Genomic DNA, 16,581 nt, shown 5'->3' with positions numbered 1-16,581 from the left:
TGAAGGCTAATAATCAGTGGGGGATGAACCCCCCCCCACTGATTATAGTTTCACTTTATGTAATGAAATTATATATTAACTTTATTAACTATTCAAGGTTTTAATATGTTACATTTTTATAACTAAAATTTCCGCTTTGTAAAGGAGTCATTTTTATCCAACTATTCGTGGGAGTCAGATTGCCCGTAAAAGCCCAATTGGTTGGGCTAATAATCAGTGAGGAGGGAAAAACCCTCCACTGATTAAATTTTCACTTTCTTTTACGTATTCAATCGTTTATTTTGTAGCCATCGATTCGTTCCGGATGTGTATAAATATTGCAAGATCCATTTCGAATAAATCCTACTACGGTAATACCTAAATCGTGGGCGAGTTGCAGAGCTAGTTTAGTTGGAGCTGATTTAGATAGAACAATTTCGCAACCTATTTTTGAAACCTTTAACAAAATTTCAGATGAGATGCGTCCGCTAAACGCAATGATTTTCCCTTGAACAGAGATATTGTTTCGTAAACAATGACCGTATATTTTATCTAGCGCATTATGTCTTCCGATATCCATTCTTGATAAAAGAATGTTATTTCGATCACATAAAGCGGTATTATGCACACCACCCGTTTGGCGAAATGTAGTTGAAGATTGTTGTAAGGAATTCATTAGGTGAAAACATTCTTCCGGAGTAATAGTTATATGTATATCATGTAACTTTTTTGCTTTTGCTGCATCGTTGACGAAAACAAAACCTTGTCTACTTTTCCCGCAACAAGAAGTTACGTACCTTTTATTATATAAAGTTTGATAGAGCGGATTAATTTTTGATGATTTTACATGGACAATTCCGTTTTCTTTTTGGATCCATAATTCTTCAATATCTTTATAAGAAGAAATAATTCCTTCAGAAATTAAAAAACCGGTTACCATATCTTCAATGTAATTAGGAGTGCATACAACTGTTACGTATTCTTCGCTATTTAATTTAATTGTAATGGGAGATTCCGTAACAACCTCATCGGTTTGTTTTGAAAATGTACCAGATTGATAACGTACAATTGTATATGTTTCTTGAATAGGCCCCATATTAAATTCCCCTTTATATGTATTTTTCCCCATATTTATCATAAAACATCGAAAAAACAAAAGCATCTACTAACAAGAAGATGGCAGATTATTTTGGTTATTATTGTATATGTACGATATAATAGATTTGTAGAATAGCGACATTTTCAAGCTTTCGTAGTTATACCTTATAACATCTAGAATCGACTTCCAAAGGAAAGTATTTCAACAGGGCGCTTCAAAAATATGTACAACACAATTATGAAAACGGATTCATGATTGTGTTGTACAGTTAGTTGTAAGGAGAGGGGAAACTATGACAGAACAGACAGTCCGTGTAACCGTTGATGGTAAAGAATTTTTCGTATCAGGTGAAAAGACGATACTCCAATTGTTTAACGAAAGTAATTTAGAACATCCTCAAATTTGTCATGTACCAGAGGTAGATCCTATTCAAACTTGTGATACATGTATTGTAGAAGTGAATGGAAGTTTACTACGTGCCTGTTCGACGAAGTTGGAAGATGGCATGCATATTGAGAGGCAATCGGAACGTGCAAAGGAAGCACAAACTGAAGCGATGGATCGAATATTAGAGAATCATTTATTGTATTGTACAGTATGTGATAACAATAATGGTAACTGTAAAGTCCATAATACAGTACATATGATGGAGATTGAAGAACAGAAATATCCATATGAACCGAAAGTAAGTGCATGCGAAGTGGATACGTCGCATCCATTCTATCGATACGATCCAAATCAATGTATTGCTTGTGGGCAGTGTGTAGAAGTATGCCAAAATTTACAAGTAAATGAAACTTTATCGATTGATTGGAGTTTAGACCGTCCACGTGTTATTTGGGACAATGGTGTGAGTATAAATGACTCGTCTTGTGTTAGCTGTGGGCAATGTGTAACAGTTTGTCCTTGTAATGCATTAATGGAAAAAACGATGCTAGGAGAAGCTGGATTTATGACTGGTTTAAAACCAGATGTGCTAAATCCAATGATTGATTTTGTAAAAGATGTAGAGCCTGGATATAGCAGTATTTTAGCAGTTTCAGAAGTAGAGTCCGCGATGCGTAAGACGAAAATTAATAAGACAAAAACAGTTTGTACATTTTGTGGTGTAGGTTGTTCATTTGAAGTATGGACGAAAGATCGTCAAATTTTAAAAGTGCAACCTGTTTCAGATGCACCGGTTAATGGTATTTCCACATGTGTAAAAGGAAAATTCGGATGGGACTTTGTGAACAGTGAAGAGCGTATTACAAAGCCGTTAATTCGCCAAGGGGATATGTTTGTTGAGGCTTCATGGGAAGAGGCTCTTGAAGTTGTTGCATCTAATATGCAACATATTAAATCAGAGTATGGTAGCGATGCGTTTGGGTTTATTTCTTCTTCGAAAGTAACAAATGAAGAAAACTATCTTATGCAAAAACTAGCTCGTCAAATATATGGAACAAATAATGTAGATAACTGTTCCCGTTATTGCCAATCTCCAGCAACAGACGGTTTATTTAAAACTGTCGGTATGGGTGGAGATGCTGGAACAGTGAAAGATATTGCTGAGGCAGGTCTTGTTATTATTGTTGGGGCAAATCCAACAGAAGGACATCCTGTACTTGCAACTAGAGTGAAGCGTGCTCATAAATTACATGAACAAAAACTAATTGTCGCAGACCTTCGTAAACATGAAATGGCGGAGCGTGCTGATATATTTGTTCACCCGAGTCAAGGGACGGATTATGTATGGCTTGCTGGGATAACGAAATACATTATCGATCAAGATTGGCACGATAAAAAGTTCATAGCTGAAAATGTAAAGAACTTTGATGAATATAGCAAAATGCTAGAAAAATATACACTTGATTATACTGAGAAAATCACAGGGATTTCTAAAGATCAGTTAAAAGAAATGGCTCGTATGGTATATGAAGCAGATGGTACTTGTGTACTTTGGGGAATGGGCGTAACTCAAAATACAGGAGGAAGTACAACGTCGGCAGCAATTTCAAATTTACTTCTCGTGACAGGTAACTACCGTCGTCCTGGTGCCGGTGCGTATCCGTTACGCGGGCATAATAACGTACAAGGTGCTTGTGATATGGCGACATTACCGAACTGGCTCCCGGGTTACCAAGCAGTTTCAGATGATGTGCATCGTGCGAAATTTGAAAAAGCATACGGTACTACCATTCCGAAAGAACCGGGATTAAATAATATCGCAATGTTACTTGCGGCCGAAGAAGGAAAACTGCGTGGTATGTATGTTATGGGAGAAGAAATGGCTTTAGTAGATTCAAATGCTAACCATGTACAACATATTTTAGCGAATTTAGACTTTCTTGTTGTTCAAGATATGTTCTTATCGAAAACAGCTCGTTTCGCCGATGTTATTTTACCAGCAGCACCAAGCTTAGAAAAAGAAGGAACGTTTACGAATACAGAGCGCCGTATTCAAAGATTATACGAAGTATTGAAACCGCTTGGTGATTCAAAACCAGATTGGTGGATTTTACAAAAAGTAGCTCGTGCACTGGGCGGAGACTGGAATTATGGAAGTCCAAGTGAAATTATGGACGAAATTGCATCGCTTGCACCGTTATACTCTCAAGCGACGTACGACCGTCTAGAAGGCTGGAATAGTTTATGTTGGGGTAGCCATGATGGTAGTGATACACCATTATTATATGTAGATGGATTTAACTTCCCAGACAAACTAGCACGTTTATCACTAGATGAATGGGTTCCGCCAGTTATAGCACCAGATGAGTATGATTTACTATTAAATAATGGCCGTATGCTAGAGCATTTCCATGAAGGGAATATGACGAATAAGTCGGCTGGTATTTTATCTAAAGTGTCTGAAGTATTTGTTGAAATTTCACCTGAACTTGCTAAAGAACGCAATGTGAAAGATGGTGGTCTTGTAGAGTTAGCATCACCATTTGGAAAAATCAAAGTACAAGCGCTTGTTACAGATCGTGTAACTGGAAATGAGTTGTATTTGCCGATGCATGCGACAGTAAATGAAGAGGCAATCAATATTTTAACAGGAACAGCAACAGACATTTATACGTGTACACCAGCTTATAAACAAACAATGGTGAAACTGCGCGTATTACGTGAAAAAGGAAATCGTCCGTTACCATCTTCAAACCCGAGAGATAAAAAACGTCATCCGCAAAATGGTGTTGAAATCGAGCGAAAGTGGCAAAGAAAACAATACGTATCACTTGTGGACCAGAATTAGGGGGCGGAGATAATGGCAAAAGAGATTACTTTAATTAAAAAGAAGATTGTAACAGAAGAAGAAAAAAAACAGCAAGTAACAGATGAGTTGTTAAATGATCTAGCTGAGAATAGAGAAGCAGTAGAAGAGACGATGCGGCTATTAGCGCAGTTGCAAAAAGCAGGAATTTTAGATGCAGCAATTAGTTTACTTGCTGCAAAAGAAGATGTTTCCAAAATAGCTGTTGAACAATTGAATCGTGAACCAGTAAAAAACGCATTAAACAATATGATGGGGGCAGGAGAGGCATTATCTTCAGTGGACCCAGAAATAACGAAACAAATAACATCTAGTTTAGTCACTGGATTACAATTTGCAACGGATGAGCTGAAAAACGGAAAGAAAACAAAAGTGATGGATTTCTTTAAAGTATTAAAAGATCCAGATATCAATAGAGCAATTACATTCGGTTTTAGCTTCTTGAAAGCATTTGGTCAAGGGTTAGAGAAAAAATAGAGTAAATGAAAAAGTGATGGCAAGTAGCCATCACTTTTTCATTGTATGTATAAGAGTGTTCATGTTAAGTGGAATATATTATTATTAAAAAGATGGGTTGGAAATGGAAATATGGAATCCATCTCAAATATCGTTTTAGAATGTGGAGGAATATATGCAACACCGTAAAAGACTATCTATACCAGGGGTAATGGGACATTCCTTTCAAACAGTTAGATTTGCTTTTTGGAATGTATTAACCTTTCAACTTGCTTATAAATTATTAGCAGCGATTGTATTTGTCCCGCTATTTGGGATCATTTTTAATAAGTTATTGTATTTTGGTGGTTATGCAAATGCGACGAATGATGAATTATTAGCGTTTTTAAAGACACCATACGGCATTTTGGCAATCGTAATTTTATCATTGTTAGCACTGTTTCTTATCTTTACGGAATTTGCGGTGCTTATTATCATTTCGTACTTCGCTCATAAAAGACAAAAGGTGAAATTACGTCCGATTTTATATAAAACCGTAACGTATTTACCTACTCTTTTCACATATTGCTTACCAGGATTTATTTTATATGCTGTCGTATTGTTACCTCTTTTAAATCTTGGATATGAAACGGCATTAATTCCGCAAATTCAAATTCCTAACTTTATTACAGGAGAACTGTTTAAGACAACGATGGGACAAGTTGGTTATTACACGTTCTTTGCTGTAGTTGCGTATTTGAACCTTCGCTGGATTTTTGTTCTACCTATTGTTGTTTTAGAGCAAAAGCCGTTTCGCACAGCAGCACGTAAAAGTGCAACGTTAGTAAAAGAAAGTTTTTTTAAAGTACTATTCTTTTTAGTAGGATTTTTTATTTCAATAGGGATTGTGTACGGGGTATTTTTTGGAATGTATTTATTGTGTCTATGGGGCATGTATGAATTTACAAATCCACAGGGAACATTTGCATTATTAGCAGAATCAACAATGTCTGTATTTTTAACGAGTACATTGTATTTATTTAGTTTTATCGTGACGCCATTTTATATTATGGCAATAACACGATTGTATTTACAAAAGGTTCCGGTTGAAGATGTTTTATTAGAAGAAGGATTAGATTATTCGAAAACAAAAGCAGATAAATGTTTCTTCCAAAAACATCGTTGGAAATTTATTGGTGTATATATTGTAGGAATTATTACTGCCGGAATGGTCGTTGCCTTCATTGTAACGTTTATTTCAAATTCATATAAAGAACCAATTATTATGGCTCATCGTGGTTATATTTCAAAAGGTGTAGAGAATACGAAAGAAGCTCTGCAGGGGGCTATTGATGCCAAAGCAGACTACGCTGAAATTGATGTACTGCAAACAAAAGACGGTGAACTAGCAGTTATACATGATTTGAAGCTAAAACGTCTTGCGAATGCTAATGTTCACGTGTCAGATTTAACGATGGAGGAGTTAAGACAGCTTACCCTTAGTCAAGATGGGTTTTCAGGACAAATAAGTACACTTGATGAGATCATTAAGCTGGCAAAAGGAAAAATCAAACTTAATATTGAAGTGAAGCTCCATGGTGGCGAAAAAGATTTCGTAAACAAAGTATTAAAAGCGATTAAAGATAATGAATTTGAGAAGCAATGTGTCATTCAAACGTTACACTATCCGCTTATTAAAGAGTTTAAACGTGCAAATCCAAATATAAAAGTAGGATACATACTGTATGCGAGTAGAGCTAACTTAAAGAATGTGAAGGCTGATTTTTATGTAGCAGAAGAATACATGTTAAATAAGAAATTAGTAAAAGAAGCAAGGAAGCTAAACAAGCCAATTTACGTATGGACAGTAAATGATATGGAAAGTTTAAAGGCATATTATAAGTTAAACGTGGATGGTATCATTACCGATTATCCTGAAGACGCACGTGAAACAATTAAGATGTTAAAAGAGCAAGAAGATCGTGAAAGTGATATGTTTGATAAAATTACCGAGACGACAGAAGATCTATTTTCAAAGTTATTTATGATCTATCCAGCTGCTGGCTAAATGCTAGTAGCTGTTTTTTTTATGGAAAGAATATATTTCTAAAGTATTGTACAAAGTAATAAGTGTATATGTATACGTAACTACTTAGTTTTTTTGCATTGTTACATTATTGTCAAATAATAAATAATTACTATGCGTTTTGAATGGATATAATGTAAATAGAGTGATAGATAATGAGATGGTACAAATAACCCAATGGAATCAATGTTTCGTATATTTACACTATTCTAAATATATAAACTTTTAAAAAATGGTATGTTAGCGTTTTCATAATTTTTAAGTTATGCTAGAATAAGGACATAAGTTATTAATTATTACAAAAAGAAAAAAGAATTCCTTTTTTCTGTTAATTATAAGGGGGCATTTCATTATGCGTATTGGGGTACCAGCAGAAATTAAAAACAACGAAAACCGTGTGGCAATGACACCAGCAGGTGTTGTACATTTAGTTCGTAACAATCACGAAGTATTCATTCAAAAGGACGCAGGTGTAGGATCTGGTTTCACAGATGCTCAGTATGTTGAAGCGGGAGCGAAAATTGTTGATACGGCTGAAGAAGCTTGGAACATGGAAATGGTTATGAAAGTTAAGGAACCAGTTGAAAGCGAATACAAACACTTCAGCGAAGGTTTAATCTTATTCACATACTTACACTTAGCTCCAGAACCAGAATTAACAAAAGCGTTAATTGAAAAGAAAGTTGTTGCTATCGCATATGAAACAGTACAATTAGAAAACCGTTCTTTACCATTACTTGCACCTATGAGTGAAGTAGCTGGTCGTATGGCTGCACAAATCGGTGCGCAATTCCTTGAGAAAAACAAAGGCGGTAAAGGTATCTTACTTGCAGGTGTTCCAGGAGTTAAACGTGGTAAAGTAACAATTATCGGTGGTGGACAAGCTGGTACAAATGCTGCTAAAATTGCAGTTGGACTAGGTGCGGATGTAACAATCATCGACTTAAGTGCAGAACGTCTTCGTCAATTAGATGACATTTTCGGAAACCAAGTAAAAACTTTAATGTCTAATCCTTACAATATTGCAGAAGCTGTAAAAGAATCTGATCTTGTAATCGGTGCAGTATTAATCCCAGGTGCAAAGGCTCCAAAACTTGTAACAGAAGAAATGATTAAATCAATGGAACAAGGTTCTGTTGTTGTAGATATCGCGATTGACCAAGGTGGTATTTTCGAAACAACTGACCGTATTACAACTCATGATAACCCAACTTATGAAAAACACGGCGTTGTTCATTATGCAGTTGCAAACATGCCAGGTGCGGTTCCACGTACATCAACTCTTGCATTAACAAACGTAACAGTACCATATGCAGTACAAATTGCTAACAAAGGCTACAAAGAAGCTTGCCTAGGCAACACTGCATTATTAAAAGGTATTAATACATTAGAAGGCTATGTAACATTCGAAGCAGTTGCAGAAGCTCACGGTGTAGAGTACAAGGGTGCTAAAGAATTATTAGAAGCAGAAACAGTATCTTGCTAATAGAAGCATTATACAAAACAAAATCGAACAATATATAAAACAACATGATAAGAGCTAAGAGATAATACCTCTTAGCTCTTCTTGGTAAAAGGGGGCATTCATCGTGGCCAACCTATTTAAAAAGAAATCCGTTACGCAATTGTTAGGGGAAAGTAAAAGTAAAACTTTGACGAAAACGCTAGGGGCATTTGACCTAACAATGCTAGGGATTGGTGCGATAATTGGTACAGGAGTTCTAGTATTAACTGGATTAGTAGCAGCAAGAGATGCTGGTCCAGCAGTTATTTTTTCATTTATGATTGCAGCAATTGTTTGTGGATTTGCAGCTTTATGTTATGCAGAGGTTGCATCTGCACTTCCTGTTTCAGGTAGTGTGTACACATATTCATATGCAACAATTGGTGAGTTTGTTGCCCATTTAATGGGATGGACATTGCTATCCGTATATGTCGTAACGACTGCCGCAGTAGCTGGCGGATGGACAGGTTATTTCAATAATTTAGTGAGTGGATTGGGACTTGAAATTCCAAAAGCGTTGTTAACGATTCCATCGCAAGGTGGTATGGTGAACTTACCCGCAGTTATCGTTACGTTGGTGATAACTTGGTTATTATCGCGAGGTACAAAAGAAAGTAAGCGTGTGAATAACATAATGGTATTAATTAAAATTGGTATTGTTGTTTTATTCATTGCAGTTGGTGTATTCTACGTGAAACCAGAAAACTGGATACCATTTGCACCGTATGGCTTAAGTGGAGTCTTTGCCGGAGGAGCAGCAGTATTCTTCGCTTTCTTAGGATTTGATGCATTAGCAACTTCTGCTGAAGAAGTGAAAAATCCACAACGTGATTTGCCGATTGGTATTATTGCTTCATTAGTCATTTGTACAATCATTTATGTTGTAGTTTGTCTCGTTATGACAGGTATGGTTTCTTATAAGGAATTAGATGTACCTGAAGCGATGGCCTATGTATTAGAAGTTGTAGGACAAGATAAAGTGGCTGGTGTAATCGCTATTGGAGCTGTAATTGGTATTATGGCTGTAATTTTCGCATACATCTACGCTACGACACGTGTATTCTTCGCTATGAGCCGTGACGGTTTATTGCCAAAATCTTTTGCGAAAATTAACAAGAAGACAGAAGCACCAACATTTTCAGTTTGGTTAACAGGAATTGGTAGTGCTTTAATTGCCGGATTTATCGATTTAAAAGAATTGTCGAATTTAGCGAATATTGGAGCGTTATTAACATTTGCGATGGTTGGTGTAACTGTCATCATTCTTCGTAAAACGCATCCGAAATTACAACGTGGATTTATGGTACCACTTGTACCAATCTTACCGATTATTTCAGTTGCAAGCTGTCTATTCTTAATGGTAAATCTACCGTTAAAAACATGGATATACTTCGGTGTTTGGTTAGCAATCGGAGTGGTTGTATACTTTGTTTATTCGAAAAAACATAGTCATTTAAAAGACGATGGAAGTTCGCAAGATAGTTTAGAAAAAGCTAATTAAAGGGATATAAAGTTAGTAAGCCTTGTGCGTCTAGGGAGCGCGCAAGGCTTTTTCTTTTGGGGAAATAAAGGAGACCAATGTTATGTTGTCGAATTTTTATGTCGGAATATAAGAAGGGGTGGAAAGATGGAGACGAAAGTTGTCGTTGGAGCAGAGGGATATAATAATAACCCAGGGTGGTTACATACGAATGAAAAAGAATTACATTTATTAAAAAGAGAAACGTGGCTTAATAAATTTCAGCCTAATTCTTTATCAGTAATTTTGGCTGAGCACGTATGGGAGCATTTATCGTATGAAGAAGGTATAGAAGCAGCTAAAGTTTGTTATGAGTTTTTAGAAGATAGTGGATATATTCGCTGTGCAGTGCCGGATGCATTTTTCCAAAATGAAGAGTATCAGCGTGGTGTGCAAGTGGGAGGACCTGGCCCGTTAGATCATCCAGCTGCAAGTCATAAAATTGTACATAACTACAAAACGATTATATCTATGTTTGAAGCAGCAGGTTTTCAAGTAAAGCTTTTAGAATACTGTGATGAGAATGGCCAGTTTCATTATAGTGATTGGGAAGAGAACGGTGGATTTATTTATCGATCGAAACGTTTTGATCATAGAAATCAAGATGGTAAATTAGGATTTGCTTCGTTAATTGTGGATGCAGTAAAAGTTAATAAATAAGAAGGGATGCACGGTAGTTTTCGTGCATCCTTTTTGTATGAAGGGCATGATAGATGCGGAGAATATTTATATGTTTATTTTGAAATATGAACGAAATGTTTTAAAAAATGTATGAGAATTCATTGACACATATGAATGGACGCTCATATAATAAAGGTATAAGACATATGAATAGTTGTTCATATGTTCAAATAAAGAGGTGAGCTGTGATGGCTGAAAATAAAGTAGAAACGCAACAGGAAGCATGTTCTCAGACGGTAATTCACGAGGAAATCGTGGATCAAGTAAAACAAACAATTCCGACTGATGAAAGTTTAAGTAAAGTAGCAGAATTATTTAAAGTATTAGGTGACCGTACACGTACGAGAATATTACATGCATTATTTGAAGCTGAAATGTGTGTTTGTGATTTAGCTTATTTATTAGGAATGACGCAATCTTCAATCTCACATCAGCTTCGTGTATTAAAGCAAGCGAAGCTTGTAAAGAACCGTAAAGAAGGAAAGGTAGTTTATTACTCATTAGCTGATCAACACGTAATTCATATCTTCGAGCAAGCGTTTGAACACGTAAACGAGGAAGAATAAAAAAGCGAGGAGGGAGAACGATGGCAGAAGCATTAGTGAAAAAGAAACTTATGCTAGAAGGTTTAGATTGTGCAAATTGTGCAATGAAAATTGAAAAAGGTGTTGGGAATATAGAAGGGGTAACATCTTGTTCCGTAAACTTTGCAACAAAAACGATGCTTTTAGAAACACCGCAAAATAAAGAAAATCAAGTTGTTACGGAAGCGAAGCAACTTGTTACAAAATTAGAGCCACATATTAAAGTGCAAGAAGAGCAAAAAACAAAATCAGTAAAAGAAGTATTTGTATTAGAAGGCTTAGACTGTGCAAATTGTGCAATGAAGATTGAAAATAAGGTAAAGGAAATGCCAACAATTTCAGAAGCGACTGTTGATTTCGTATCAAAGAAATTACGAGTAGAAGTTGCAAATAAACGAGAACTTGAATCGACTGTACAAAATATAAAAAATGTTGTTCAAAAGTTAGAGCCTGATGTAAAAGTTGTTCGTGAAGAGGAAAAAGGACACGACCATGATCATGGTGATGGAAATGTGAAAAAGATGATAGGACGATTAGTAGTCGGTGGAATTTTGACAGGAATTGCTGCGTTAGCCGGATTACCGCAAATGATAACAATTCCATTATTCGTCCTTGCTTATTTATTAATAGGTGGAGATATCGTTTGGAGAGCGGTAAGAAACATAACTCGCGGCCAAGTGTTCGATGAAAACTTTTTAATGGCAATTGCAACTTTAGGAGCTTTCGCGATTCAACAATATCCAGAAGCGGTAGCAGTTATGCTATTTTACCAAGTAGGGGAACTGTTCCAAAGTATTGCAGTAAATCGTTCTCGAAAATCAATTACGTCATTAATGGATATTCGTCCTGACTATGCGAATGTGAAAGTTGGAAACGAAACGAAACAAGTATCACCAGAAGATGTGCAAATTGGTGAGTATATTATCGTAAAACCAGGTGAAAAAGTACCGTTAGACGGGAAAGTAGTTGAGGGAACATCAATGATGGATACTTCAGCGTTAACAGGTGAGTCTGTACCGAGGGAAGTAGAAGTTGGTAATGACGTATTAAGTGGTTTTGTAAACCAAAATGGTGTATTAATTGTCGAAGTTACAAAAGAGTTTGGTGAATCCACTGTATCGAAAATTTTAGACTTAGTACAAAATGCAAGTAGCAAAAAAGCGCCAACAGAAAACTTTATTACAAAGTTTGCACGTTATTATACTCCTGTTGTAGTTATAACAGCAGCAATAATGGCATTTATTCCACCACTTATTTTAGAGGGTGCTACATTCTCCGATTGGATTTATAGAGCTTTAGTGTTCTTAGTAATCTCTTGTCCATGTGCGCTCGTTGTATCGATTCCTCTTGGATTCTTTGGCGGTATTGGTGGGGCATCTAAAAGTGGTATTTTAGTAAAAGGAAGTAACTATTTAGAAGCATTGAATGATGTGAAATATATCGTTTTTGATAAAACAGGAACATTAACAAAAGGTGTCTTTAAAGTTACGAAGATGGAGCCTAGTGAAGGTATCACAGCTGAAGAGCTATTAGAATATGCAGCATTTGCAGAAGTATATTCAAATCATCCGATTGCACAATCTATTCGAAATGCATATGGAAAATCAATCGATGAAAATGCTATTGAAGACTATAGTGAAATTTCTGGTCATGGTACGGTTGTAAAAGTACAAGGAAAAGAAATTTTCGCAGGTAATGCTAAATTAATGAGCAAAGAAAACATTACATTTAAGCAACCGAATACAGTAGGTACACTAGTTCATGTTGCTGTAGATGGTAAATATGCAGGGTATATTGTTATCTCTGATGAGGTAAAAGAGGATTCAAAACAAGCAATTCAAAAGTTAAAAGAACTAGGTATTAAGAAGACAGTCATGTTAACTGGTGATGCAAAATCAGTCGGGGAAGCTGTTGGTAAAGAATTAGGTTTAGATGAAGTTCATGCCGAATTATTACCACACCAAAAAGTAGAAGAAATCGAAAAAATTGATGCAGCAAAACGCGGTAAAGAAAAGATTGCATTCGTCGGTGATGGTATTAATGATACGCCAGTACTAGCAAGGGCAGACGTTGGTATTGCGATGGGCGGCTTAGGGTCAGATGCAGCAATTGAAGCTGCTGACATCGTTATTATGACTGATGAGCCTTCAAAAATTGTGACAGCAGTAAAAATTGCAAAACGTACACGTAGCATCGTATGGCAAAATATTATATTTGCATTAGGGGTAAAAGGGTTAGTGTTATTACTCGGCGCCTTTGGTATTGCAACAATGTGGGAAGCAGTCTTCTCAGATGTTGGTGTGACGTTACTTGCAGTATTAAATGCAATGCGTGTACTACGAGTAAAAGATTTATAAAAAAGAGGACGCAATTGCGTCCTCTTTTTTATTGGTTATTTTGTTGAAATTGACTCAAGAAAATAATATCAAATATTATTTTGTTTTTGGATAATTTGATATATAAATTTACAAAAATATAATATTCTTCTTATTATTTTAATATATTTTTTACAAATATCCATATAGTATTGAAAAATGGAGAAGTGGGGGAGGGACAAAACCCCACTGATTAAAACTTCACTTTATTTTTGTATGTTTTTTTCAACCTGTTCTCGAACAGTTTGAATATAATTCATTTTATGATCCCAACATTCTTGGCTTAAATCGACAGGGTACTCTTCTGGGTTTAAAGTTCGCATATACTCTTCCCAAAATAGTGAGAGGCTGCGTTCATTATACTTTTGAATATCTAATATATTAGGTAATTCATACGCTCTTTTACCGTTAATGAAAATATCTTGATGTAGTTCGCGTGCTTCAAAGCTTGTTACGAATTTACTTATATATGTATGAACTGGATGAAACATTTTTAAACGCTCTTCTTTTCCGGGTTCTTCTGACTCTAAAGCAATATAATCGCCCTCTGCATGATCGTTAACACGGTTAATAATACGATAAACTCGTTTAAGTCCTGGGGTTGTAATTTTTTCAGGATTAGATGAAATCTTAATCGTATCATTTAATTTTCCGTCAGTATCTTCAATAGCGACTAGTTTATAAACAGCCCCTAATGCTGGCTGCTCAAAGGATGTAATCAGCTTTGTACCAACACCCCATACATCAATTTTTGCCCCTTGAGATTTCAAGTGCATAATCGTATATTCATCTAAATCGCTAGAAGCGATAATTTTTGTGTTTGTAAACCCAGCTGCATCAAGTTGTTTTCTGGCCTCCTTTGATAAATATGCCATATCACCACTATCAAGGCGAATGCCATAAAAATCGATACGATCCCCGAACTCTTTTGCAACACGAATCGCATTTGGAACACCAGATTTTAATGTGTCGTATGTATCGACAAGAAATACACATTTTTTATGTGTTTCAGCATATTTTTTAAATGCAACATATTCATCGCGATATGCTTGAACGAAAGAATGGGCATGTGTGCCAGCTACAGGGATGCCAAATCGTTTCCCTGCGCGAACGTTACTTGTAGATGAAAAACCACCAATAAAGGCAGCTCGTGTTCCCCAAAGGGCAGCATCAAACTCATGAGCTCGTCTTGTACCGAACTCTAAAAGCTCATCATTATTTGCAGCGTGCTTCATACGTGCAGCTTTTGTAGCAATTAATGTTTGGTAATTTACAATATTTAAGAGGGCGGTTTCAATTATTTGTGCCTCGCCAAGCGGTGCATCAACACGTAATAATGGTTCGTTATTAAAAACAACTTCGCCTTCTTGCATACTACGAATCGTGCCAGTAAATTTCATGTTTTGTAAATAATGAAGGAAGTCTTCTTCAAATTGCAGCTCTGCTAAATAAGCGATGTCACTTTCGGTAAAGCTGAAATTTTCTATGTACTCTACAATTTTTTCAAGACCAGCAAAAACAGCATAGCCGTTTTCGAATGGAAGCTTTCGAAAGTATAGATCAAAAACAGAACGGCGAGTATGAATACCATCTTTCCAATATGTATAAGCCATGTTGATTTGATATAAATCTGTATGTAAGGCGTAACTATCGTCTTTATAATGATTCATTGCGAAAACACCTCCGTAATTTGATTATAGTATACCAATTTTTCCCCTTTCGTAGCAAAGAAGTAAGAGGGGATTGAAGTCAAGAGAGAAAAAAATGAAATAATGCATATTTTTTAGAAAATTTACATTTATCAATTTATATTTCTCTAGATTTTATGTATTATTAGAGTAGTGGGGGTAATGAGAATGGAGGAGGACAATGCAACAAACATTAGAAAAAATAGGCAAGCAAGTTTTTTATAAACGGCTACAGCAAAAAATGACACAAGAAGAATTATGTCAGGGCATTTGTTCTGTCTCATACTTAAGTAAGATCGAAAATGGAAAGATTGAAGCATCTGAAGAAATTCTACAATTGCTCTGCACAAGACTAGAAATTGCTGTGACGGATTTGAGAGATGTAGAAGAAGATGTGAAAGTGAAGTTGGACGAGTGGTTGAATGCATTAGTTCATTTGGACAAGCAACAAGTAGAGCGCATATACGAAGAGTTGCAAGGTGAAATGAAGCATGTGTTGGATTTTGAAATTATAAATTATTATAAACTGCTGTATACACGTTATTTAATTATGAAAAGGGATTTTCCTGCTGTTGAAGAAGAGTTGGATAGATTGAAAAAAGTGTACAAGAAGTACTCACCTTTTCAGAAGATGTTGTATACGTATAGTAAAGCTTTATTACTTAGTTTGCAATATAAGCATAAAGAAAGTTTGAAGTATTTAATTGAGACAGAAGAAATGGCTAAGGAGCAAGGGTATTATGAAACGGGGATATATTATAACTTGAGCCTAGCGTATAGTCATCTAAATATACCACATTTAGCTATGCATTTTGCCCATATTGCTATGGAAGGATTCCGTAATGAATATAAATTCCGTTATGTAATAAATTGCCAAACAATTATTGCTTTAAGTTATGTAGAAAAAGCGCAATATGAAGAAGCTTTAAAGATTTATGAGAGTATATTAAGAGAAGTAGATTCTTTTGCGGAAAAAGACATGATTAAAGCTATGACTTTAAATAATATGGGAGAATTATACCATTATAAAAATGAACATGATAAATCTAAAAACTATTTTCTTCAAAGTTTCGAATTGCAGAAGACTGTCAATATGAATTATATTGAAACAATTTATGGATTGGCTAAACAATGCATTCATCTTAAACGTTATGAAGAAGCACAGGAATGGATAGAAAAAGGAATTGATTGCTCACGTAGTGATGAAAAATATAATAAGATGATTTATTCGTTCTGTATATTTAAGTATAAATATTTTGGAGGAAAAGGAGGAATTGAATTGAAAAAGCGTATATATGGTGTGGTAGGAATTGGTTTAGTGGCAATTTTGTCTGTAGGAGTTAACTATTCGAATCCGGATATATATGGAGTAAAATCC

10 protein-coding genes and 1 pseudogene are annotated in these 16,581 nt (G+C 35.6%); 9 read left to right on the top strand and 2 right to left on the bottom strand.

From position 1 onward, the window contains the following. Window positions 1-268 precede the first annotated feature (268 nt). Window positions 269-1,075 (bottom strand): formate dehydrogenase accessory sulfurtransferase FdhD, encoded by an 807-nt coding sequence (gene fdhD, locus BG05_RS28220; protein WP_033733779.1) that lies wholly within the window; start codon window positions 1,073-1,075, stop codon window positions 269-271. 295 nt (window positions 1,076-1,370) lie between these two features. Between fdhD and fdhF the strand changes: the two genes are divergently transcribed. The 8 genes from fdhF (at window position 1,371) to BG05_RS28180 (ending at window position 13,497) form a co-directional block, all read left to right on the top strand. Then, window positions 1,371-4,313: a formate dehydrogenase subunit alpha gene (gene fdhF / locus BG05_RS28215; protein WP_003187374.1), complete on the top strand. Its 2,943-nt coding sequence runs from the start codon at window positions 1,371-1,373 to the stop codon at window positions 4,311-4,313. 12 nt (window positions 4,314-4,325) lie between these two features. Beyond that, window positions 4,326-4,808 (top strand): helical membrane plugin domain-containing protein, encoded by a 483-nt coding sequence (locus BG05_RS28210; protein ID WP_003187373.1) that lies wholly within the window; start codon window positions 4,326-4,328, stop codon window positions 4,806-4,808. 154 nt (window positions 4,809-4,962) lie between these two features. Further along, window positions 4,963-6,834 (top strand): glycerophosphoryl diester phosphodiesterase membrane domain-containing protein, encoded by a 1,872-nt coding sequence (locus BG05_RS28205; protein WP_002169187.1) that lies wholly within the window; start codon window positions 4,963-4,965, stop codon window positions 6,832-6,834. Window positions 6,835-7,204: 370 nt separating this feature from the next. After that, on the top strand, window positions 7,205-8,338 hold the full coding sequence (gene ald / locus BG05_RS28200) for an alanine dehydrogenase (RefSeq protein WP_002010453.1): 1,134 nt from the start codon (window positions 7,205-7,207) through the stop codon (window positions 8,336-8,338). 103 nt (window positions 8,339-8,441) lie between these two features. Beyond that, window positions 8,442-9,857 carry an amino acid permease gene (locus BG05_RS28195; RefSeq protein WP_002063741.1) on the top strand — a complete coding sequence of 472 codons (1,416 nt, stop codon included), beginning with the start codon at window positions 8,442-8,444 and terminating at the stop codon, window positions 9,855-9,857. A gap of 126 nt (window positions 9,858-9,983) precedes the next feature. Beyond that, window positions 9,984-10,535, top strand: coding sequence for a class I SAM-dependent methyltransferase (locus BG05_RS28190; RefSeq protein WP_002134328.1), 552 nt, complete (start codon window positions 9,984-9,986; stop codon window positions 10,533-10,535). Window positions 10,536-10,744: 209 nt separating this feature from the next. Next, window positions 10,745-11,122 (top strand): ArsR/SmtB family transcription factor, encoded by a 378-nt coding sequence (locus BG05_RS28185; RefSeq protein ID WP_002010461.1) that lies wholly within the window; start codon window positions 10,745-10,747, stop codon window positions 11,120-11,122. A 20-nt stretch (window positions 11,123-11,142) separates the two neighbouring features. Next, window positions 11,143-13,497: a heavy metal translocating P-type ATPase gene (locus BG05_RS28180; RefSeq protein WP_002140336.1), complete on the top strand. Its 2,355-nt coding sequence runs from the start codon at window positions 11,143-11,145 to the stop codon at window positions 13,495-13,497. A 224-nt stretch (window positions 13,498-13,721) separates the two neighbouring features. Here BG05_RS28180 and BG05_RS28175 read toward each other — a convergent pair whose 3' ends face one another. Continuing rightward, window positions 13,722-15,185: a nicotinate phosphoribosyltransferase gene (locus BG05_RS28175; protein ID WP_002169184.1), complete on the bottom strand. Its 1,464-nt coding sequence runs from the start codon at window positions 15,183-15,185 to the stop codon at window positions 13,722-13,724. Between the two features lie 199 nt (window positions 15,186-15,384). On the opposite strand from BG05_RS28175, the pseudogene BG05_RS28170 reads away from it, so the two are divergent. Beyond that, a pseudogene (locus BG05_RS28170) lies at window positions 15,385-16,464 on the top strand (tetratricopeptide repeat protein); the annotation flags it as partial. Window positions 16,465-16,581: the final 117 nt, after the last annotated feature.

It is taken from the genome of Bacillus mycoides, assembly GCF_000832605.1.
GTDB lineage: Bacteria > Bacillota > Bacilli > Bacillales > Bacillaceae_G > Bacillus_A > Bacillus_A mycoides.
Note: the sequence above shows the minus strand (reverse complement) of the source record. Positions and strands in the feature narration are given on the sequence as shown.